Source organism: Mesorhizobium sp. B2-4-19 (assembly GCF_006441315.1).
Classification (GTDB): Bacteria; Pseudomonadota; Alphaproteobacteria; order Rhizobiales; family Rhizobiaceae; genus Mesorhizobium.
Map to the genome: position 1 here is coordinate 98554 of NZ_VFUV01000003.1, position 20566 is coordinate 119119.

General features: G+C 63.4%; 18 protein-coding genes. 10 read left to right on the forward strand and 8 right to left on the reverse strand.

All coding sequences use genetic code 11. The features are described 5' to 3' along the window. The first annotated feature begins 229 nt into the window (after positions 1 to 229). Together FJ546_RS06510 and FJ546_RS06515 are read left to right on the forward strand one after the other, a co-directional pair. Positions 230 to 904: an alpha/beta hydrolase gene (locus tag FJ546_RS06510; protein WP_027046762.1), complete on the forward strand. Its 675-nt coding sequence runs from the start codon at positions 230 to 232 to the stop codon at positions 902 to 904. A gap of 21 nt (positions 905 to 925) precedes the next feature. Next, positions 926 to 1576 carry an FMN-binding negative transcriptional regulator gene (locus FJ546_RS06515; RefSeq protein ID WP_140888600.1) on the forward strand — a complete coding sequence of 217 codons (651 nt, stop codon included), beginning with the start codon at positions 926 to 928 and terminating at the stop codon, positions 1574 to 1576. A 12-nt stretch (positions 1577 to 1588) separates the two neighbouring features. Here FJ546_RS06515 and FJ546_RS06520 read toward each other — a convergent pair whose 3' ends face one another. The 4 genes from FJ546_RS06520 to FJ546_RS06535 all read right to left on the reverse strand — a co-directional run bounded on the left by FJ546_RS06520 (position 1589) and on the right by FJ546_RS06535 (position 5199). Continuing rightward, the gene (locus tag FJ546_RS06520; RefSeq protein ID WP_246686764.1) at positions 1589 to 2323 is read right to left on the reverse strand and encodes a phosphatase PAP2 family protein; all 735 of its coding nucleotides are present in this window, start codon (positions 2321 to 2323) and stop codon (positions 1589 to 1591) included. Positions 2324 to 2449: 126 nt separating this feature from the next. Then, on the reverse strand, positions 2450 to 4099 hold the full coding sequence (locus FJ546_RS06525; protein WP_181167835.1) for a glycosyltransferase family 39 protein: 1650 nt from the start codon (positions 4097 to 4099) through the stop codon (positions 2450 to 2452). 40 nt (positions 4100 to 4139) lie between these two features. Further along, the gene (locus tag FJ546_RS06530) at positions 4140 to 4472 is read right to left on the reverse strand and encodes a lipid-A-disaccharide synthase N-terminal domain-containing protein (RefSeq protein ID WP_010909058.1); all 333 of its coding nucleotides are present in this window, start codon (positions 4470 to 4472) and stop codon (positions 4140 to 4142) included. Beyond that, on the reverse strand, positions 4465 to 5199 hold the full coding sequence (locus FJ546_RS06535; protein ID WP_140888602.1) for a glycosyltransferase family 2 protein: 735 nt from the start codon (positions 5197 to 5199) through the stop codon (positions 4465 to 4467). Before FJ546_RS06535 ends, FJ546_RS06530 begins: the two co-directional genes overlap by 8 nt. Positions 5200 to 5506: 307 nt before the next feature. Between FJ546_RS06535 and tyrS the strand changes: the two genes are divergently transcribed. Then, complete coding sequence (gene tyrS, locus FJ546_RS06540; RefSeq protein ID WP_095788095.1) at positions 5507 to 6760, forward strand: tyrosine--tRNA ligase; 1254 nt, start codon at positions 5507 to 5509, stop codon at positions 6758 to 6760. Positions 6761 to 6766: 6 nt separating this feature from the next. On the opposite strand, the gene FJ546_RS06545 is transcribed toward tyrS, so the two are convergent. Beyond that, positions 6767 to 10141 carry a DUF3971 domain-containing protein gene (locus FJ546_RS06545; RefSeq protein ID WP_140888603.1) on the reverse strand — a complete coding sequence of 1125 codons (3375 nt, stop codon included), beginning with the start codon at positions 10139 to 10141 and terminating at the stop codon, positions 6767 to 6769. A gap of 95 nt (positions 10142 to 10236) precedes the next feature. Here FJ546_RS06545 and FJ546_RS06550 point away from each other — a divergent pair, with 95 nt between their 5' ends. Further along, the gene (locus FJ546_RS06550) at positions 10237 to 10704 is read left to right on the forward strand and encodes a peroxiredoxin (RefSeq protein ID WP_140888604.1); all 468 of its coding nucleotides are present in this window, start codon (positions 10237 to 10239) and stop codon (positions 10702 to 10704) included. 28 nt (positions 10705 to 10732) lie between these two features. Here FJ546_RS06550 and FJ546_RS06555 read toward each other — a convergent pair whose 3' ends face one another. Both FJ546_RS06555 and FJ546_RS06560 read right to left on the reverse strand, forming a co-directional pair. Beyond that, positions 10733 to 11875: a GNAT family N-acetyltransferase gene (locus tag FJ546_RS06555; RefSeq protein ID WP_140888605.1), complete on the reverse strand. Its 1143-nt coding sequence runs from the start codon at positions 11873 to 11875 to the stop codon at positions 10733 to 10735. Further along, positions 11872 to 12867: a sterol desaturase family protein gene (locus tag FJ546_RS06560; RefSeq protein ID WP_140888904.1), complete on the reverse strand. Its 996-nt coding sequence runs from the start codon at positions 12865 to 12867 to the stop codon at positions 11872 to 11874. Before FJ546_RS06560 ends, FJ546_RS06555 begins: the two co-directional genes overlap by 4 nt. 306 nt (positions 12868 to 13173) lie before the next feature. Here FJ546_RS06560 and FJ546_RS06565 point away from each other — a divergent pair, with 306 nt between their 5' ends. The 6 genes from FJ546_RS06565 to FJ546_RS06590 all read left to right on the forward strand — a co-directional run bounded on the left by FJ546_RS06565 (position 13174) and on the right by FJ546_RS06590 (position 19689). After that, positions 13174 to 14478, forward strand: a complete 1305-nt coding sequence (locus tag FJ546_RS06565; RefSeq protein ID WP_140888606.1) for a M23 family metallopeptidase — start codon at positions 13174 to 13176, stop codon at positions 14476 to 14478. Positions 14479 to 14780: 302 nt separating this feature from the next. Then, entirely contained in the window at positions 14781 to 15944 is a 1164-nt protein-coding gene (locus FJ546_RS06570; protein ID WP_140888607.1) for an ROK family transcriptional regulator, read from the forward strand. Next, entirely contained in the window at positions 15944 to 16708 is a 765-nt protein-coding gene (locus tag FJ546_RS06575; RefSeq protein ID WP_019857729.1) for an ATP-binding cassette domain-containing protein, read from the forward strand. Before FJ546_RS06570 ends, FJ546_RS06575 begins: the two co-directional genes overlap by 1 nt. Before the next feature lie 40 nt (positions 16709 to 16748). Beyond that, positions 16749 to 17789: a sugar ABC transporter substrate-binding protein gene (locus tag FJ546_RS06580; RefSeq protein ID WP_140888608.1), complete on the forward strand. Its 1041-nt coding sequence runs from the start codon at positions 16749 to 16751 to the stop codon at positions 17787 to 17789. A 120-nt stretch (positions 17790 to 17909) separates the two neighbouring features. Then, entirely contained in the window at positions 17910 to 18905 is a 996-nt protein-coding gene (locus FJ546_RS06585; RefSeq protein ID WP_140888609.1) for an ABC transporter permease, read from the forward strand. A gap of 13 nt (positions 18906 to 18918) precedes the next feature. Continuing rightward, on the forward strand, positions 18919 to 19689 hold the full coding sequence (locus FJ546_RS06590; protein WP_140888610.1) for an SDR family oxidoreductase: 771 nt from the start codon (positions 18919 to 18921) through the stop codon (positions 19687 to 19689). A 228-nt stretch (positions 19690 to 19917) separates the two neighbouring features. On the opposite strand, the gene FJ546_RS06595 is transcribed toward FJ546_RS06590, so the two are convergent. Further along, positions 19918 to 20559 (reverse strand): inorganic diphosphatase, encoded by a 642-nt coding sequence (locus tag FJ546_RS06595; protein WP_246686765.1) that lies wholly within the window; start codon positions 20557 to 20559, stop codon positions 19918 to 19920. Positions 20560 to 20566: the final 7 nt, after the last annotated feature.

Below are 20566 nucleotides of genomic sequence, written 5' to 3' on the forward strand. Positions count from 1 at the left end.
TGATCCCGTCAGAAGCCATTCGGTCGTCGTATGGCGTTATTTCCTTGAAATTCCAAGGCGAGCCGTCCTATTTACGCGGCTTGCGGCGCGGGTGGCCGGGCTCGACGTCTGGCCACTCAGTTTTGAATAGTTCTAAACTAGCTTCTAAGAAGACGCTCGCCCTGCGTCAAGGCCAGAGGAAGGTCCGTTCCGGGCGCCGCGCATTCGTATTACCTAAGTGGAGTATTTTATGCCTGAGGTCATTTTCACCGGTCCGGCCGGCCGCCTGGAGGGACGCTACCAGCCCTCCAAGGAAAAGAGCGCGCCGATCGCCATCGTCTTGCATCCGCATCCGCAATTCGGCGGCACGATGAACAACAAGATCGTCTACGACCTCTTCTATATGTTCCAGAAGCGCGATTTCACCACGCTGCGCTTCAATTTCCGCGGCATCGGCCGCAGCCAGGGCGAATTCGACCACGGCACTGGCGAGTTGTCGGACGCAGCCGCCGCGCTCGATTGGGTCCAGTCGCTGCACCCGGATTCCAAGAGCTGCTGGGTCGCCGGCTATTCGTTCGGCTCGTGGATCGGCATGCAGCTCTTGATGCGCCGGCCCGAGATCGAGGGCTTCATCTCGATCGCGCCGCAGCCCAACACCTATGACTTCTCGTTCCTGGCGCCCTGCCCGTCATCGGGCCTGATCATCCATGGCGATGCCGACAAGGTGGCGCCGCCGAAGGATGTGCAGGGCCTTGTCGACAAGCTGCACACGCAGAAGGGCATCACCATCACGCAGAAGACCCTGCCCGGCGCCAACCACTTCTTCGCCAACCACGCCGATCTTTTGATCGAGGAATGCGCGGACTATCTCGATCGCCGTCTGGCGGGCGAATTGTCCGATCCGCGGCCCAAGCGGCTGAGATAAGCAGGAAAGGCGCCAGCGCCGATGTACGAGCCTCCCCATTTCCAGGAAACGCGGCCCGACGTGCTGCATGGACTGATCAGGACGCATCCGCTCGGCATGCTGATCTCGAACGGGCCTGACGGCCCGGTCGCCAACGCCATTCCCTTCCTGCTCGACGCCGCAGCGGCGCCGAACGGCAGACTGCGGGCTCACCTGGCCAAGGCCAACCCGCACTGGCGCCTCATTGCCGACAATCCGGCGTCGCCCGTGCTGATCGTCTTCCAAGGCGCCGATGCCTATGTGACGCCCTCCTGGTACGAGACCAAGCGCGAGACCGGCAAGGTGGTGCCGACCTGGAATTATGCCATCGTGCAGGTGCGCGGCGCCGCAAAGGTGATCGACGACCAGGCGTGGCTGGCGCGGCAGATTGGCGATCTGACCGCTTCCCAGGAAGGTGCCCGAGAGGCACCCTGGGCAGTGACCGATGCGCCGCCGCCCTTCATCCAGTCGCAGATCAAGGGAATCATCGGGCTCGAGATCGAGATCAGCGAGATCCACGGCAAGTGGAAGGTCAGCCAGAACCGCCCCGTCGCCGATCGCGCCGGCGTGGCACAGGGACTGGAAAGCGAAGTCGCCGACGCGACCGACATGGCTCGCCTGGTAAGGTCCTACGGCGGCCTGGACAGCAATTAATCCGGCAAAGACTTATCTGTCCGGTGCAATCAGCCGGAACGATGCCTTGCGGACCGGCAACCCTGACGGCGTCGGACGGAAGATGAAGCCGAGCCGGGCAAAGACCAGCCCGCAAGCCAGCGCGAAGGCGCAGCCAAGGCCGAAGCCGGCCACCGTGTCGCTCGGATAGTGTGCGCCGACGAAAACCCTGGTCGAGGCGAGACAGGCGGTGATCACCAGGGCGATGTGCCAGCGCCGCGGAAACAAAAGCAGGAGAACGCCGAACACCGCCCCCATCGTCGTGGCATGGCCGGATGGAAAACCGGCGAAGCGCGCGTCAAAGGCGAAGGGGTGCAGGGCGAGCACGCCAAAATCCTGGAAGTAGAGCGGACGGGCCCGGCCGATCGCATACTTCAGGACATTGACCAGCAGGCCCGACAGGCCGACGGCGCTCAGCACCAGAAAAGCCAGACAAGTCCAGTTGTAGACGAGCATCAGCGATCGCCGTGAAAGGCTGCGCCAATCGGTCAGATTGGCCCCAACGAGCAAAAGTGCCGACGGGATCAGGTACCAGCCACCGAGAGCGAACTGGGTCAGGAATTCCGCCACCCCGGCTCCCGGCCATTGGCCATCGACCAGCCCTGCCAGTGCATCGAGGCGAACAAAGGCCGCCGCCGTCAGCAACACCCAAACGACGAGCCAGACCGGCCATGCGATGTTGGGGTAACGCGCGGGACGAGCGGCAAAGCGCCCTCTCACGATCCGCATGGTGTCGCGAAAATTGCTCAGCGACCGTCGCCTTACCCCAAGGAGCCGACCGGAAACTGAAGGGCGCGATTTTACGAGCATTGGGAATTCGACCCCATTGTTGCCGTCATGGGCATCGACGAGCCGTCATGGCGCCACACGATAGAGGCCGAGCGACAATTTGTCTCCCGACGAATAGTTGAGGCCGTCGATCTCCGCGACCCGTTTCACCGATTTGCCTTGCACCGACAGCATGCCATTCAGTTTCTGCTCGTCCTCGATCTGCGCCAGCCCTAGCGCGCAGGCAGGATCGGCAAGCAGATGCTGCGCCACGCCGCCGACATCGGTCAGCACCGTTTTCGTGCCGACCAGGAACACCAGGCTCGGCTCTTGATACCGCGCCGAGGCCAGCACCGTCGTGTCGCAAGGCTTGTTGGCAAGCACCGCCTGCTTGATCGCCGGGCTCAGCCAGATCGGTTTCAGCGATGGGGCGATGACGCCGAACAGCAAGGCATAGGTGATGCCGGCACAGGCCGCGGTGGCTCCGATGCGGGGCAACGGCACCTGCAGCTGCCGCGAAAACGCGAAATAACCGGTGCCCAACGCGGCGGCGGCCGCCGGTATGCTCCACCAGGAGAAGCTGTGGGTGAGATAGATCGGCGCCCCGATGCAAACCGCCGCCAGTCCGAGGCTGACCACGACCAGGCCGAAGGCGGTCGACCACCACAGCCATTGCTGCCAGCGCTTCAGCGGCGCATTGGCGTCCTCGGGCTGCAATGTCAGCAGCCAGCCGATCAGCAGCGCCATGCCGGGATAGGCCGGAAGCACATAATGCGGCAGCTTGGTCGGGATCAGCTCGAACACCAGCCAGAACGGGATGTACCAGGCGAGGCAGAAGCGCAGCCTGACATCGTCGCGCAGGCGGTTAAGGGCCTGGAGGCCGGCGCCGACCGCGATCAGCCCGAACGGCCACATGAACAGCGAATAGGTCAGCATGTAGAAGCCCGGCGGCAGGCCGTGTGATTCCTCGCCCGACGCGACCTTGCCGAGCATGTCCTTGCCGACGGCTTGCTGCAGGAAAGCGCCATGGCTTTTCCAGGTGATCGCGGCAAGCCAAGGCAGCGCGATCACCACGACGAGCAACAGGCCGCGTCCGACCCTGAGCTTCGATAGCCAGCGCCCGTCACGCTCGAAGGCGAACAGCACCGCGATGGTCAGCGCCGACAGCAGCGGCGCAATCGGCCCCTTGATGAGGACCGCCGCGCCTTGCGCGATCCAGAAAATCCACCAGAGATGGCCGGCGACCGGTTCGTTGCGGCGCGATGCGAGATAGATCTGCGCCAGCGCGCCTTGCGCCGCCACGCAGCAGGCCAGCAGCATCGCATCGGTCTTGGCGTCGCGCCCTTCGAAGGCCGTGGCGAAGATCGCGGCCATCACCAGGCCGGCGGCGATACCGGCATTGGCGCCGAAAAGATTGGTCCCCGTCCAAACGATCGCCAGCACCGCAATGGCAATGCCCAGTGCCGAGATCGTGCGATAGACCCAGATCGGCGCCTCGGCGCCTTTGCCGCTCAGCGTCACCGCCGCCGACTGCAGCCAGTAGATGCCGATCGGCTTCTGGTAGCGCGAGGCCTCCTGGAAGCGGATGTCGACATAGTCGCCGCTCTCGGCCATCTGCTTGGTCGCCTGGACGAAGCGCGACTCGTCCCGGTCGATCGGCGGCAGCGATGCCAGCCCCGAGAGCGTCATCACCAGGCTGAACAGGAAAAGAAGAATGTAGTTCCTGTTCAACGCCATGCATCAGCCTCTCTAACCATTTTTCGACGTGACGGGCCGCTCAATCGACCTTGGTCATCGCCGCCTTGCGCTCATTGGCGATCAGCCAGAGATTTCTGATGTAGATGAACATGCCCATGGCCTGGCCGGCGATGAACACCGGATCCTGGCGCTGGATGGCATAGATCAGAAGCAGGCCGCCGCCGAACAGGGAGAAGAACCAGAAGGCTACCGGCACGACGCTGCGCTTGGCCTTTTCCGAGGCGAGCCATTGCACGACAAAACGCATGGTGAAGAAGAACTGCGCAACGAAGCCGAGCAGGATCCACGCATCGAATTGCTTGATGAAAACCTGGTGAAGCCAGGTCCCCAGTTCCTGAAGCACGTTAAACACGCTTGATTTCCTCTACTTTTGGCATTCTGCGGCGCCGGCGGCGCAGCCACCAGACACCGCCGAGATCGAGCGCGCCCTGCAGGCCGCGGTCGAAAATGCCGTAATTCGACTTGCCGTGGCGGCGCGAGCGGTCGACGACATCGCAATGCACGACGCGATAGCCTTCCTGGATGACCAGGGCTGGGACGAAGCGGTGGGTGCCGTCGAAGAAGGGCAATTTGCGCAGGATGTCGGTGTGGATCGCCTTCAGGCCGCAGCCGGTATCGCGCGTCTCGTCATGCAGGATCGCGCCGCGCAGCCAGTTGGCGAAACGCGACGCCAGCTGCTTGACCTTGCTGTCTCGGCGCTTGAGGCGCTGGCCCTGGGCGGCGCCGAAATCAGGACCGGCCTGCCGCAAGGCATCGACCAGCACCGGAATGTATTGCGGATCGTTCTGGCCGTCGCCGTCGATGGTGGCAACGATGCCGCCGCGCGCCGCCCATGCGCCCGAACGCACCGACAGGCTCTGGCCGGCGGATTTCTGGTGCCGCAATTCCCGCACCGGAAAAGAGCGAAGCGCCGCCTGTTCGGCAAGCACGGCAGCCGTCTCGTCGGTCGAGCCGTCATTGACGATGATCAGTTCGAAGTCGCGCCCGGCCATCGCCGCCTCGATCTCGTCGATCAAGAGCGGCAGGTTTGCCGCCTCGTTCCTGCAAGGAATGACGATGGATATCAATGCGTCCGGCATGTCGCGTCGGGGCTCTGTCGTGGAATGTGGCATTGATGGATGCCATGCGGTGCCGCTCGAGGTCGTGGGCTGCAAGAACCTTTGGCGCGGCGCCTCATTACCCCGGCCGAAACGATGAAGCAAGCGTGACGGCATTATCCGCGCGGGCCGCAAAACCGGATTCCACTTTTGCTGATCGCGACCTCCTGGTTGGCGCGCGATCTGATGCAAAACCGGATTCCACTTTTGCTGATCGCGCTTGGATGCTAAACGCGCCCGTTCACATATGCCCGCGCCGGACCGGGCGGACGCTTTCGGGAAAGAAACCATGCCTGCCTTCAAATCCGATTTCCTGCGCACGATGAGCGAGCGCGGCTTCATCCACCAGATTTCGGATGAGACCGGCCTCGACCAGCTTTTCGCCAAGGAAACGGTCACCGCCTATGTCGGCTATGACGCCACCGCCACCAGCCTGCATATCGGCAATCTGATCTCGGCGACCATGCTTTACTGGCTGCAGGAAACCGGACACCGGCCGATCGCCCTGATGGGCGGCGGCACGTCGATGATCGGCGACCCGTCCTTCCGCGACGACCAGCGCAGCCTTTTGACGCCGGAAGCGATCGCCACCAACATTGAAGGCATCAAGCGCATCTTCGGCCGCATCCTGCGCTTCGGCGACGGCCCGAACGACGCCATCATGGTCAACAATGCCGACTGGCTGATGAAGCTCAACTATGTCGAGTTCCTGCGCGATGTCGGCCGGCATTTCTCCGTCAACCGCATGCTGACCTTCGACAGCGTCAAGCTCAGGCTCGACCGCGAGCAATCGCTGTCGTTCCTCGAATTCAACTACATGATCCTGCAGGGCTATGATTTCGTCGAGCTCGCCCGGCGCCAGAACTGCCGCCTGCAGATGGGCGGATCGGACCAGTGGGGCAACATCATCAATGGCGTCGATCTCGGCCATCGCATGGGCACGCCGCAGCTTTACGCCCTGACCACGCCGCTGCTGACGACATCGTCGGGCGCCAAGATGGGCAAGTCGGCGAAGGGTGCGGTGTGGCTCAACGGCGACCTCTTCTCGCCCTATGATTTCTGGCAGTACTGGCGCAACACCGAGGACGCCGATGTCGAGCGCTTCCTGAAGATATTCACCCGCCTGCCGCTCGACGAAATCGCGCGCCTGGCCGCCCTCGGCGGCTCCGAGATCAACGAGGCCAAGAAGATCCTGGCCACGGAGACGACGGCGATCGTTCATGGCCGCGAAGCGGCGAACCAGGCCGAGGAAACCGCCCGAAAGACCTTCGAGGAGGGGGCGCTCGCCGAGACATTGCCGACCGTCGGCGCCGACAAGGCAGCACTCGAAGCCGGCGTTGGCATCCTGTCGCTGCTGGTCACGGCCGGGCTGGCATCGTCCAATGGCGAGGCGCGGCGCCACATCCAGGGCGGCGCGGTTCGCATCAACGACCAGTCGGTCAATGACGACCGCCGCATGGTGACGCTTCAGGATCTGAGTCCGGAAAACGTCGTAAAGCTTTCATTAGGCAAGAAAAAACACGTTCTGGTGCGGCCGGCCTGAGGCCGTTCATCGATATTCGAAGATCGACCGGAATATGCCCGGCGCGATCACCGACAGCGGGTTGACGTCGAGCACCGGCTTGTTGGCATTGCCCCTGAGCCGGTAGGTGACGCCGATCAGGCCGCGGTCGCGGCCGTTGCCCAGCAGCGCGCCGACGATGGGCAATTCGCCGAAGATGCGGTTGAGGCCATAGACCGGCATGAAGGTGCCGGTCATGTCCATATTGTTGTTCTGGTCGTAGAGGATGCCCTGGAACGTCGTGCCGATGCGCGGACCGCGCAGCACGCCATTGGCCAGCTTCAGATAGCCGCTGCCTTTCTCGATCTCGGCATAACCGCGTTCGAACTTGACCCGCGATGTGTCGAGATTGCCCTTGACCGCCTGGTTGAGGCTGCGGTTGTCGCCGGCCGGCGTGGTCGAGACGATGGAGGCGAGCTTCGGTTCGTTGACGATGAAGAAGTTGCTGGTGTCGACCTTGCCCTTCATCGGCCCGTCGCCGGCCCCCGTCAGCGCCAGCATGATCGAGCCGCCTTCCATGTGCTCGTAGACGTTCAGGAACCTCAATATCGCGCCGGCGTCCGCTGACTTCACGTTGAGCGAGCGCCGGCCATCGCCGGTAGTGTTGCTGATGGCGATGGCCGCGCCCGAACTTGCCGTGGCGCTGACCTTCAGCCCGTTCACCCTTGATCCGGCCGCGCTGTAGTCGAGCTTCAAATTGGACAGTTGCTCGTCATGGAAGCCGGTGAGCCGCTCGACGTCGGCGCTGACGGAAATGTTGTCTGTTCCGGTCGTCTTGGTCGCGGTGTCCACATCGGACGTGAACTGCTTGATGAGCGAACGGGCGTCGAGCGCGCTGCCTTTTATGTCGACGGCGTAGCCCTTGCCCGAACGCTTCACCGAAATCGCGACGTCGTCACCCCGGTTCAAGGTGACCTTGCCGAACTTGGCCGACGACAGGGCGCCGTTGACCAGCACGATGCTGCCGTCGATGGAGAATGTTTTGCCGTCGAGGTTGAAATCGGACAGTGTCGTGGTGTCGCCGACCTTGGTCATGACGAAGGTGACGTTGGCGGGAACCCCTGCCCCCTTGCTCCAGCCGGCCCAGGGAATGTCCAGCCTGGCATTGGTCAGGTCGGCCGAGACGTTCTGGTTGCCGCTGCCGCTCTTGTCGATCGCGACCTTCACCGTTCCGCCAAGCAGCGGCGTCAGGCCGGGCATGGCCGCTGCACGGACCTTGTCGTCGAGCACCAGGGCCACCTTGCGGCTGCGCGCCGGCCCGTTGTCCGCCAGCGGCTCTATAAGGTCGAGTTCGGCCGGAATGCCGTTGAGCGCTGCCTTGGCGGAGATCACCGCCTTTTCCGGATCGACGGTGATCGAACCGTCGGCATCGGTCACGGTCTGTCCCTCGAACGGCTTGGCCAGCGACAGGCCGGTGTAGTCGAGCGACACCAGCCAGTCGAGCTTCGACGTATCGACGCCGGACTGCAGTGGAATATCCGCCCGGACATGGCCGGTGACGCTGCCGGACAGATCCTCCGGCAGGAAGCCGACATGGCGCATGGCGTTGATCGGCTCGTAGGAGGCGAGTTCGGCGACAGCCGGCGCCTCGCCCTCCACATCGATGTCGAGGGCGCCGATGACCGGCGGGCGGTTCGCCGCCTTGACCGCCAGCGTACCGTTGCTGGCCGCCACGGTGCGGCCGCTGGGCATGAAGACGGTGCCCGAGGAGAGCGAAATGTCGACGTCATTGCCGTGGAAGGCGACGACGCCGACAGCGTCGCGTATCGGCGGGATGCGGCCGGCCGTGTCAAAACGCGAGCCTTCGATCTGGAAGCGGCCGAACACCTCGTCGGCCGAAAGCGGCACGCCGTTGCCGAGGCGATCCGGCACCACCTGGAACTGGAGGTTGGCATCGACAACCCGGCCGCCGAACAGATTGTCCAGCACCCAGAGCCGCGCATTGCGCGCCGAAAACCACGGCCACAGCTGCTTGACGTGCGAGACCGGCATGTCATGCACGTTGAGCGCCAGATTGATCCCGGGGGCCTTGCCGTCAACGAAAGCCACGGCCGCGGTGCCGAGTACCTCGCCGGCAGCGGCGGACCGAACCGCGATCTGCTCGGCCACCAATTTGTGGCTCTCGGTCTGATAGACGCCGGCGATGCGGGCGAGGAAGGTCAGCGCGGGCTCGGGCGATTCCGATGGCGCCAGGGTCGAACCGTCGCTGGTCAGGTCATAGCGGTAGGACGGTTCCTCGCCCGCCGCCCCTGTCGCCGGCTTTGGCCCTATCGAGCCGCCGAAATTGAAAGAGGACCGGCCGGTTTTCAGCAACAGCCTGTCGACCTGGATCTTGTTGCTGCCATGGACAAGCGTCGCATCGACATCGACATCGGCAGGCAGCAAGCCGCGCGTGCCAAGATCGAGCACCGACCCGGCGGACGACAGAGAGGCCGTCAGCCGTGATTCATTGGTGCCGGATCCTTCCGCTCCTGTCAGCTTCAACGCGATCGCGCCCAGCTTCCCGGCGCCGGTGTCGTCGGCAGATGACAGATCGACGCTCGCAGTCAGCGCCGTGACGCGATGGGCGGCGACATCCTGGGTGGCGGAGGCGGCAACCGTGACCTTCCTGCCGTCGACATCCGCCTCTGAGGAAAACTCCACAGCGCCCGGCCCCGATTGTACGACGGTGGCGTCGGCGATCTTGACCAGCTTGATCGCCCCCGCATCGGGCAGCACGAATTCGACATTGCTGAGATCGATCCGGCGCATCGAATCTTCCCGCACGGCGTCGAGCGCGCGATGTATGTTGCCGAACAGCGCGTCGGACAGTCTCTCCGGATCGACGAGGCCGTCCTCATTGCGCAATTGCGCTGTCCAGTCGCCGCCGGACGGCATCGCCGCCACAACGATGTGAGCATCCGATATCCTGGCGCTGGTCAGCCGCACCTCTCCCCAAAGAAGCGGGATCAGGCGCATGCCGAAGCGGACGCGGCCAGCATCCGCCATCGGTTTGTCGTCCGATGTCTTCAGGCTGACGTCGCTGACCTGAAGCGCGACGAAGCTCGAACTGTCGAGCGTGATGCGCGCCGGCCCGACCGCCACGTTGACATCGACACCGGCGAGTTTCTCGATGGCGGTCTCCGCTTCCGCCCGAAGCCGCTCGGAGCCGATCCCGGATACTCCGACCAGATAGACAACGACCGCGGCCAGCAACACGAACGCGACCATGCCGGCGAACACGCGCGAAAGGGTGCGGAAGCCGCGGCCGATCGACGCCTGGCCGAGTGGTGGAACGCGGCACGCGGACGGCAAAGCCCCCAGGTCGGTGATCTCGTCACGCCTGAACCGGATCTTCTCGTGCTGCGGTTGCTCCTGATCCACGCAATCTTCCGTTGTACAAATTCGCTCGTGGACGAATCCCCGGTCGACACTATATCGGTGTGGCGTCGCGCGTAACCTCAAACAAGGGCATCGATATGGCTGACCTCGACGTGGGCGATCTTGCGCCGCAATTCGATCTGCCGCGGGATGGCGGCGGCTCACTCAGCCTGGCCGCATCGGCCGGCAAACCCGTGGTGCTCTACTTCTATCCGCAGGACGACACAACAAGCTGCACCCAGGAAGCGATCAGCTTTTCGCAGCTGAAACCGGAATTCGAGAAGGCAGGCGCCGTCGTGATCGGTCTGTCACCAGACAACGTCAAGAAGCACGACAAATTCAAATCGAAATACAACCTCACCGTCGACCTCGCCGCCGACGAGGAGCGCAAGGTGATCGAGGCCTACCATCTGTGGGTCGAGAAATCGATGTATGGCCGCAAATATATGGGCGTCGAGCGAGCGACGTTCCTGATCGGCCGTGACGGTCGGATCGCCAGGATTTGGCGCAAGGTCCGGGTCAAGGGCCATGCCGAGGAAGTGCTGGAAGCCGTTCGCGCGCTTTGAGCGTGGCCAAGGCCGATACGAGCCGTCCCTACTCGTCTGATGTTTGCGCCTTCGGCTGCCGCTGTGCCTGCCAGGATTTCGTGACATGGATCGCACGATCGGCCAGCGCGGCGAGATGGCCGCGCAGACCGCGCGCGCCGATCATCGACGACAGCCTGACTGATTGCGTGGCGAAGCGCCGCTTGAAATCCTCGCCGCCGCAGAGAAAATCGACTTTGGCAAGGCCACGGTCTAGCGACCACTGGATATAGTCCATCATCAGCACCATGCCCGGAGAGGCGCGCTCATATTCGGGATCATAGGTCGTGACGAAAGCCATCATCGTGCCGTGCTGCTCGAAATTGATCGAGACGGCGACGATCGTGCTGTCGAGTTCCAGCACGAAGATGCGCAACAGCCCGAGTTCGGCCAGCGCCGAAATCAGCGCGGCGAGAACGGGCGAGCCCTCGTCGAACAGGTCGGAGGCGCGGCCATGCCGGGCGAGCCAGAGGCGCTTCAGCACCGCGACGCGTGCGAGCACCGGCTCGCGTGGGTCGTCCGCATCGAGCAGGCGGAAACGCAGCGCACCGGCTTCTTCCATGAACTTGCGGCCACGACGGTAGTTCTGCCGGGCTTTCTTGGACAGCGCCTCGAACCATTCCGCCCCACTTTGCCAGGGGCCGACGACACGGTAGCTGATTTCACTGCGGTGGTTGGGTCGAAGCGCCTTGCCATGGCGCGAGGCCGGATCCAGCAGGGCCCGGACACCGGCATCCGGCAGCAGGCGATTGAGATAGACAAGGTCGAAGCCGCCTTGGTCAAAAACATGCTGCCAGAGGCGGGAGATCACCTGCGGATCGCTTTCGGGCGCAACTAGCGCGTCGCCATAGTCGCTGTGAGCCTTCGCCGCCCATTCGAGCATGCGGATGCCGGAGCGCTTGAAAGTGGCGAGCGCGATCACGCCGTCGAGCCGATCGCCATTCCAGGCAAGCCCGATCCTGAGCGTGCGCCGCTCCTGATGCGGAGCGGTGCGCCACCACGCCGCGATCCAGTCCGGGTGCTGGAAGACAAGCCCGCCGGCCCGCTGCCAGAGCGCGGTCCAGGCCGGTGCGATCTCGGCCAGGCGCGCCGCCGATGTCACGACTTCGAAAGTGCGTGTCCGCGGGATCGCCAGCACGAAGGGAGCGTTCATGGCCGTGTCCCTTCCGATGATCGCGAGGTCCTTGGCTTGGCGGGCCGGATGCGCCTGGCAATATGCCCCCACATCCGCTTCAACGGCATCACATAAAGGCCGGCGAGGGACTGGTAGTCGCGCACATTGCGGTCGACCAGTCCGAACTTGAAGTCCTCATCGGGCCTCGGCACGCATAAGGTCCCGAACAGCCGATCCCAGAACGAGAAGAGCAGCCCGAAATTCTTGTCGTAGTGGCGCGGATCGGTGCTGTGATGCAGCTGGTGCCAATGAGGACACAAGATCACACTGTTGAGCGGGCCAAACGAAATCTTGAAATGCGTGTGCCTGACGAAATCCATCATCAGGATGTTGCGCATGACATAGACGTTGACGCCTAAGACGGTCAGTTCGACAAGGTTCAGTGAAATCAGCGACCAGATGCCGAAGCAGACGCCGACGACGAGGCCATCCCAGGCGCGATTCATCAGCTCGTCGAGCGGGTGGACCCGGTCCTTGGTGATCCCGACCATCACCTCGGCCGAGTGATGCACCTTGTGCAATTCCCAGAGCACCGGATAGCGGTGCTGGGCGACGTGATAGAGGTAATAGGAAATATCGTAGGCGAGCAGCATGGTGATGGTGAAGATCAGCACCGTCACCGGGCCTGCCGGTCCCTCGACCAGCGGCGGCTGGAACTGGAAGAGTGTCGAAAACAGCCAGTTGGTTGCGTAGCCCACCGCCGAGACGAAGACTATTCCGGCGGGCAGCATCAGGAAGGGCATCAGGGCCTTCTTCGTGACCCAGAACAGCAGGTCGGCCCTCGCCGAGGGATGGGTGATGACCTCGTGCGGGATGACGAACTCGAAGAACTCCTTCCAGCTCTTCTCCTCGACCGTGCGCCAATAGGCGACGAGCGCGCTGACAAAAGCAGTCAGCAGCAAAAGCCCGGTCGCCAGCAAACTGGTGCCCGAGATCTTGTCGAGGATCTTGCCAGCCAGATCGCCCAGCATTCCTACCGCCATAGTGAATCCCAAACCCCGGTACTGCTTCTAATCGAAAACCGTCAATTAAAAGCAATCGAAGACAGTTAAGGAAACCTAGACCTTGATCGCGACCGACAGGCCGCTCGGCTGGCAGGAGATTGGCGCTCATCGCCAATGATTCACGGCATTACGCGCGCTTCCTTGGCCATCTTCATACAACCCTATGCGCGCGCCGCGTGCTTTCGGCATCGGGCGATCGGCCCGGCAAGCCTTTGTTAACCCTAATAATGTGTAATCAAGCTGTCGTGGTGTCGTAAACGAAAGCTTGGTCCCGTGAACGCAACCGGTCAGTCCGCAGTCTTCGGCAGGCGCAAGGAACCGCACACGGTCATCATCGCCCGCGGCAACGAGATCAGGCATTTCACGATCCGGCCCTGGCTGGCGGCATTCATCGGCTCGGCACTCGCCGCCATTGCCATCGGCTACCTCCTGGCCACCTCCTATCTCGTGCTGCGCGACGACCTGATCGGCGCCACCACCGCGCGCCAGGCGCGCATGCAGCAGGCCTACGAAGACCGCATCTCGGCGCTCCGCGCCCAGGTCGACCGCATCACCAGCCGCCAGTTGCTCGACCAGCAGTTGATGGAAAACAAGGTCAGCGAACTGATTGAACGCCAGACACAGCTCAGCCAGCGCCACGGCCGTCTCGGACCATTGCTCGATCGCGCCGAGAACGAGGTGGGAGCAGCGCCCGCCGAGGACCCGGCCGCGGCCGCCAAACCGGACAAGCACGCCGAGGTGACCGGCAGCATCAGCCAGCCCGCGCGGAATTATGCGGTCGCAAGCCTTGGCGCCGACCTGGGTGCTGCCGATACCAGGCCGTTCTCCTTGTGGTCGACCCGCACCGATCCGCTGCCTAGCGATACAGCCGCCGATCGTGCCGACAAGCTGTTCGTCTCGATCAACCAGTCGCTGAAATCCATCGAAAACGAACAACTCACACGCATCAGCACGCTTGCGGACAATGCCTACAAGAGCGCCGATGCCATCCAGCAGGTGCTGCAGGCGGCCGGACTGCCGGTCGACAGCGATTTCGGCAAGAACGAAAGCGATGTCGGCGGCCCGCTGATCCCGCTCGACAGTTCGATGATCTTCGACAGCAAGGTCAAGGAACTGGACGAAGCCCTGGACACGCTCGACCAGTTGAAGAAGGAGGCGCGCCAGCTGCCGCTTGCCAACCCCGCCCCTGGCCACCCCGTCACCAGCCCGTTCGGCGTGCGCACCGATCCCATCCTCGGCACCGCAGCACTGCATTCGGGCATGGATTTCAGGGCGCCCATCGGCACGGCGGCCAAGGTCACGGCGCCCGGCATCGTCACCAAGGCCGGCTGGAACGGTGGCTATGGCCGCATGGTGGAGGTCGACCACGGCAACGGCTTTGCCACCCGCTACGGGCATCTCAGCGAAATCGACGTGACCGTGGGCGAGAAGCTGGACGCGGGCGCCATCATCGGCAAGACCGGCAGCAGCGGCCGCTCGACGGGCCCGCATCTGCACTATGAAGTGCGCCACAATGGCGAAGCGATCGATCCCTTGCGCTTCCTCACCGTCGGCAAGAAGGTGGCCCAGTACCTCTGAGGCGCGCCAGTCCTGACCTGATTGGCACATACCTCTCGAATGGATCTTCCCGCTTTGATTTCGAGGTGAGTGATCGCCATTCCGTGCGGCCTTTCGGCCGCCTGTTTCGCCTCTTGGGCCTTCCCAGCAGACGCATCATCCCACGCGCCGGCAAGGCGACTGGGTCCACGGCCTTAGGCCCCAGTCTAGCCCGGTGCGGCTTGCAGCCTTCCCGGTGTGATGTTGCTCCCGAATTATTTTTGAATTCCATTTGACTAAATAAATCTTTGGTGCGAACCTTGCGTCAATCGGGAGCGCAAGGCATGGCATTGCGGGGGACCAATCAGGAGTTCGGGAGGCCGTACAACCGGCGCATCGTGCTTGAGTCCATCCGCCTGCATGGGCCGATCGCCCGCGGCGAAATCGCCAGCCGCGTCGGCCTGACCGTCCAGACCGTATCGACCATCGTTCGCGAACTGGAAGACCAGGGCTACATCCTCTCCCTGCGCGAGGAGCCCAGGGGGCGCGGCCTGCCGCCGGCGACGCTGCGCATCAATCCCGAGGGCGGCTATGCCGTCGGCATCCATATCACCCCACTCGGTATCGATGCCGCTTTGATCAATCTGAGCGGCGACGTGATCGAGAGCATTTACCGCGAGGCCCCGAGCGCGACGCCCGACCATGCCTTCGAGCTGATCGGTGCGATGGTGATTGAATTGACTGGACTACGGGCCGGCGGACGGGTGCTTGGGGTCGGCCTGGCCCTGCCCGGACCGTTCGGCGTCGAATCCATGAGCTTCGTCGGCCCGACGACCATGACCGGCTGGAAGGATGTGGCGCTGCGCGAGCGGCTGGCAGCCTCGACCGGACTGCCGGCCTTCTTCGAAACCGATATGGTTGCGGCGGCCATGGGCGAGCGGCTCTACGGCCTCGGCGCCCAATTCTCCGACTATTACTATCTCTATTTCGGTGTCGGCCTCGGCGGCGTCATGGTTCACGACGGCTCCGTGCAGCGCGGCGCCTGGGGCAATGCCGGCGAGGTCGGACACATCCCTGTCGTTCCGGGCGGCGAGGCCTGTCCCTGCGGCAACCGGGGCTGCCTCGAAAGATACCTCTCGCTCGAGGCGCTTCGGCGCTGGAACGGCACAGAGGCCGACTGGGTCGCGGAAGTCGCGCCGATCTTCCACAATGCCGTCGCCGTCATCGAGAACCTGTTCGACCCCGAAACGGTCATCCTCGGCGGGCTGGCGTCCACCGACCTGCTCGAACGGCTGGCCGGTTCGACCGGCGGCCTGCTCAACTCCGTCTCGGCGCGCAAGGACCGCATCGCGCCTCGGCTGATGGTCGCGCGCGGCGGGCAACATTCGGTGCTGCGCGGCGCCGCCGCGCTTGCGGTCTCGGGAGTGCTGTCGCCGCGCTTCGGCCAGATGTTCGCCGCCGAGCGTGAGCGCGGCCGCGATCCTCTGACGGCCAAGGAGGTTGCCTGATGAGCGAACCGCTGCTGGTGCTCGACAACGTCACCAAGAACTATGGCGCGATCGAAGCACTGAAGGGGATCAGCTTCTCCATCGGCAAGGGCGAGGTCGTGGCGTTGCTGGGTGACAACGGCGCCGGCAAATCCACGCTGGTCAAGATCATATCAGGCGGACTGGAGCCGACCTCGGGCCGCATGCTGTTCGAAGGCAAGGAGTTTCTCGCGAGGTCGCCGGCCGAGGCCAAGGCGGCGGGCATCGAAACCGTCTACCAGGACCTGTCGCTCTGCACCAATGTCGACGTGGTGGCGAATTTCTTCATGGGCCGCGAGATCACCAGGAAGGTGCTCGGCATTCCGGTGCTCGACGAGCGCGCCATGGAGGCCGTCGTCTCCAAGGCGCTGGCCAGCGCCGGCACCCGCATTCCGTCGCTGCGCACCAATGTCGAGCATCTCTCGGGCGGCCAGCGGCAAGCCATCGAACTCAACCGTTTTGTCCACTGGGGCGGCAAGCTGGTGCTGCTCGACGAGCCTTTCGCGGCGCTGGGCGTCGAGCAGACGCGGCGCGGTCTCGACATGATCCGCCAGGTGGCGAGCCAGGGTATCGGCGTCGTCATCATCACCCACATCATGCAGCAGGCTTTTCAGGTCGCCGACCGGATCGTGGTGATCCGGCAAGGCGTCGTGGCGGGTGATGTCGCCAGAAACAAGACAAGTCCCGATGCGGTGATCAACATGATCACCGGGGAGACGCTTGCCGGTGCCGGACCGGCGGGCTGAGGGATACAAAGAGGGGTCCGGCTCAACAGGAGCGAACGACATGAAGCGAATACTTCTTGCTGTCTTCGGTATCCTGGCACTGGCCGTTGCCACGCTCACGCCGGCATTCGCCCAGTCCAAGGGGACCGTCTACTATCTGGTGCCGACATTGCTCGATGAGTTCCAGACCGGCTCGGTCACCGCGCTGGAGCTGTTCTTGAAGCAGGTCGGCTACGACACAAAGACGCTGAACGCCGACAACAAGACCGACGCGCAGCAATCGCAGATGAACGACGTCATCGCGCTGAAGCCGGCGGCGATCATCCTGGCGGCGGTCGACTTCAATGCGTTGAAGCCGTCGATCGAGGCCGCGCGCGCCGCCGGCATCCCGGTGGTCGAGTTCGACCGCCAGATCACCTCGACGCCTTCCGACTTCACCTCGGTGGCGGGTACCGTCGAGATCGGCCATATCGCCGCGGACCAGGCCGAAAAACTGCTGAAAGCCAAGAACGGCTCCGTGAAGGGCAAGGTGCTGCAGGTGCTCGGCGATCCCGGCGATCCCTATACGCTCGACATCCAGAAGGGTTTCGAGGAGAAGATGAAGGCGTTCCCGGACGTCAAGATCATCTCGCTGCCGGCCATGCAGTGGGAGGCCAGCAATGCCGGCACCATCGTCGCCGATCAGATGCTGGCAAACCCAGACATCGACCTGATCTTCAGCCATGCCGCGCATCTCTCGGTCGCCGCCGTCGCCTCGATCGAGGCCGCCGGCAAGAAGCCGGGCGACGTCATGCTGATGAGCTCGAACGGCGCTCCGGTCGGCCTCGACCTGATCCGCAAGGGCTGGCTCAATGTCGAAGTCGAACAGCCGCTCTACGCACAGGCCGCGGCCGTCGCCATGTTCATGGACAAGGTCGTCAAGAAGCAGGAGATCAAGCCCGGCGACTATGACGTGCTTGGCCTGAAGTCGGTCGTGACCAAGGAAGCCTGGGGTCCGAACATCAAGATCCCGGGTGCGGCCATCACCAAGGAAAACGTCGACAATCCGGCCTTCTGGGGCAACCAGAAGCCGCCGACGGACACCGTCAAATCGGTCGAATAGACCGACGCGTAAGCCGCTCCGGGCCACTCTGGTCCGGAGCCACTCCGCCGCAATTCCAATCCGCGCAAGATCGTCACCGAAAATCGAATTTTCGGGGTCATGCGCCAGCCGGATCAGTCCATGACCCTCCGCACCCGCCAAGCCCTGGAGTTCGCCCTCGACAACCTCGTCTGGTTCATGTTGGTCTTCGTGCTGGTGGTCTTTTCCATCTTCATCCCGAACTATTTCCAGCTCGGCATCTTCGCCAACATCATCGAGGCATCGAGCGTACTCGGCGTCATGTCGATCGGCCTGGCTCTGGTCATCATCGCCGGCCACATGGATCTGTCGGTCGAATCCGTCGCCGCACTCAGCGCCATGGCGGTCGGCATCCTGTTCTGCTCGTCAGGCATCGGCCTTGGCGTTCAACTGCATCCCGAATGGCTGATGGTCCCGGTGTCGCTGCTGCTGGCGCTGACCGTGGGCGGCCTGATCGGCGCCTTCAACGGGTTTCTGGTCGTCAGGGTCAAGATGAGCGCCTTCATCATCACGCTGGCGTCCTACATCTGGGTGCGCGGCCTGGTGCTGGTGATTTCGGGCGGCCGCTCGGCGCAGGATCTTGCACCGGCGATCCGCTGGTTCGGCATCCAGCGGCTGATCGGCCTGCCGCTCACCGCCTGGATCGCCATCGCCTGTTTTGTCGTCTTCTCGCTGATCATGGCCAAGACACCGTTTGGCAGGCACCTGGTGATGATCGGCGGCAACGAGACGGCGACCTTCCGGGCCGGTATCCGGGTGAACCGAAACCTCGTCATCGCCTTCGTGCTTGCCGGCGCCATTGCCGGCCTTGCCGGTTGGCTGCTGGCGATCCGCACCTCGGGCGCCACCGCAAATCTCGGCGTCGGCCTTCTGTTCAACGCCTTTGCCGCGGTCGTCATCGGCGGCGTCAGCCTGAAGGGCGGTGTCGGCACCTTGCCCGGCGTCTACGCCGGCGTGCTTCTGCTCTCGGCCATCAACACGGCGATCAATCTCATGGGACTACCGGCCAATTTCACCCAGGTCATCCACGGACTGCTGGTATTGGCGGCCGTGCTGCTCGACGCATTCAAGCAAACCATTCGCCAGAGACTGGCATGACAGGACCGCTCGCATGGCTGGACGATTGAAAGACAAGGTGGCGCTGATCATCGGCGGCGCGCGCGGCATCGGCAAGGGCATCGCACTGCGCTTTGCCGAAGAAGGCGCAATGCTGGTGCTGGCCGACAGCGAGGCTGAGTCCGGGCAAGCGACCGCGGATGAACTCGGTGTCCCCTTCATCGGCACCGACATTTCGCAAACGCGCGACGCCGAGGCCGCGGTGGCATTGGCGCTGAAGCAATACGCCCGCCTCGACATCATCATACAGAATGCCGGGATCTATCCCTGGCAATTGATCGAGAACACCAGCACCGACGACTGGGATCGCGTGATGGCCGTCAATCTGCGCGGCACCTTCAATGCCACCCGCGCAGCCCTGGTGCCGATGAAGGCGCAGCGCTCCGGACGCATGCTCTACACCTCCTCCATCACCGGGCCGCATGTCACCAGCCCCGGCCACGGCCATTATTCGGCGACAAAGGCAGGCATCAACGGCTTCATCCGGGCAGCGGCGCTGGAATTCTCCGGCTACGGCATCACCGTCAACGGTGTCGAACCCGGCAACATCCTGACCGAAGCCATCCAGCAGCATCGCGGCGCCGCCTATATCAAGAACATGGAGGATTCGATCCCGCTCGGCCGGCTCGGCAGTCCGCGCGATGTCGCCAATGCCTTCCTGTTCCTTGCCTCGGACGACGCCAACTACATCACCGGCACGACCATTGTCGTCGATGGCGGGCAATTGCTGCCCGAGGGCAAGGATTTCCGCATGGTGCCGCCTTGAGAAATCAGGTCTTCGGGCGACGCGGGAAAGATCAACTCAAAGGAGGCGCCAGGACGCTCGCCTGCCGTGGCCTGCAACCTCAGATCCATCAAAAAACCCGCCACGGGAGCGGCCCGCGGCGGGCTTTTGGAGTGGCTACATCCCGGGGGAATCGACCGCTGCTGGTTGTACTGTGTACCGCGTCACCATTTCAGCCTATGGTGTGATCGCGGAAGAAGGGGCCAGCCATCACCTGTTGTCGCGCCGAAAAGCCCTCGCACCCTTGCCGAGCGACCTGGCAGCCTCCTCGGCATCCCGCCAGCCTTTCAGCTTGATCGTCTTGCCCGTGCCCAGCACGGAGGACAAAAAGAACTGCTCGATCTCCCGACGCAAATCCTGCGGCAAATGGTCGGCAGCGACGGGCTTGTCCGGCGCATCCTCCTTACGCGGGCAGAAAATATAACGATCGTTGCGGATGACCGCCCCATCCGGGTCTTTCTGCTTCACCCGCAATGCACCGAGCAGATCGCATTTGATGACCACGCCGGGTGCTGTCGCGGCCTGATGGATCACCATCCCGTCGAGCGGATCACCATCCTCCCCGACGGTGGAAGGTACGAACCCCCAATCATAAGGGTATGTGTTGCCGATCGGCAGCGGCCTTGAATATTGAAAGACGCCCGTCTTGGCGTCGTAGGCGAGCTTGGCGGCTGCTCCGCGCGGCGTTTCGACGACAACGCGAAACAGCTTCCGCGACTTGGCAGGGAGTTTCAGAAAGTTTGTCATGGCTCGTGCATCCAGTGCCCAGATCGCAGTAGCACGCGTGAACAGGCAAAAGGTTCCCGCGTGGCCAACCGACGAACGGAACCTGGCGCCGATACAAATGTTCAATATTGGC

Excerpts from the sequence above, each read along its gene's own strand:
- FJ546_RS06510 (WP_027046762.1), top strand. The coding sequence starts at position 230 with ATGCCTGAGGTCATTTTCACCGGTCCGGCCGGCCGCCTGGAGGGACGC.
- FJ546_RS06515 (WP_140888600.1), top strand. The coding sequence starts at position 926 with ATGTACGAGCCTCCCCATTTCCAGGAAACGCGGCCCGACGTGCTGCAT.
- FJ546_RS06520 (WP_246686764.1), bottom strand. The coding sequence starts at position 2,323 with ATGCGGATCGTGAGAGGGCGCTTTGCCGCTCGTCCCGCGCGTTACCCC.
- FJ546_RS06525 (WP_181167835.1), bottom strand. The coding sequence starts at position 4,099 with ATGGCGTTGAACAGGAACTACATTCTTCTTTTCCTGTTCAGCCTGGTG.
- FJ546_RS06535 (WP_140888602.1), bottom strand. The coding sequence starts at position 5,199 with ATGCCGGACGCATTGATATCCATCGTCATTCCTTGCAGGAACGAGGCG.
- tyrS (WP_095788095.1), top strand. The coding sequence starts at position 5,507 with ATGCCTGCCTTCAAATCCGATTTCCTGCGCACGATGAGCGAGCGCGGC.
- FJ546_RS06550 (WP_140888604.1), top strand. The coding sequence starts at position 10,237 with ATGGCTGACCTCGACGTGGGCGATCTTGCGCCGCAATTCGATCTGCCG.
- FJ546_RS06555 (WP_140888605.1), bottom strand. The coding sequence starts at position 11,875 with ATGAACGCTCCCTTCGTGCTGGCGATCCCGCGGACACGCACTTTCGAA.
- FJ546_RS06560 (WP_140888904.1), bottom strand. The coding sequence starts at position 12,867 with ATGCTGGGCGATCTGGCTGGCAAGATCCTCGACAAGATCTCGGGCACC.
- FJ546_RS06570 (WP_140888607.1), top strand. The coding sequence starts at position 14,781 with ATGGCATTGCGGGGGACCAATCAGGAGTTCGGGAGGCCGTACAACCGG.
- FJ546_RS06575 (WP_019857729.1), top strand. The coding sequence starts at position 15,944 with ATGAGCGAACCGCTGCTGGTGCTCGACAACGTCACCAAGAACTATGGC.
- FJ546_RS06580 (WP_140888608.1), top strand. The coding sequence starts at position 16,749 with ATGAAGCGAATACTTCTTGCTGTCTTCGGTATCCTGGCACTGGCCGTT.
- FJ546_RS06585 (WP_140888609.1), top strand. The coding sequence starts at position 17,910 with ATGACCCTCCGCACCCGCCAAGCCCTGGAGTTCGCCCTCGACAACCTC.
- FJ546_RS06590 (WP_140888610.1), top strand. The coding sequence starts at position 18,919 with ATGGCTGGACGATTGAAAGACAAGGTGGCGCTGATCATCGGCGGCGCG.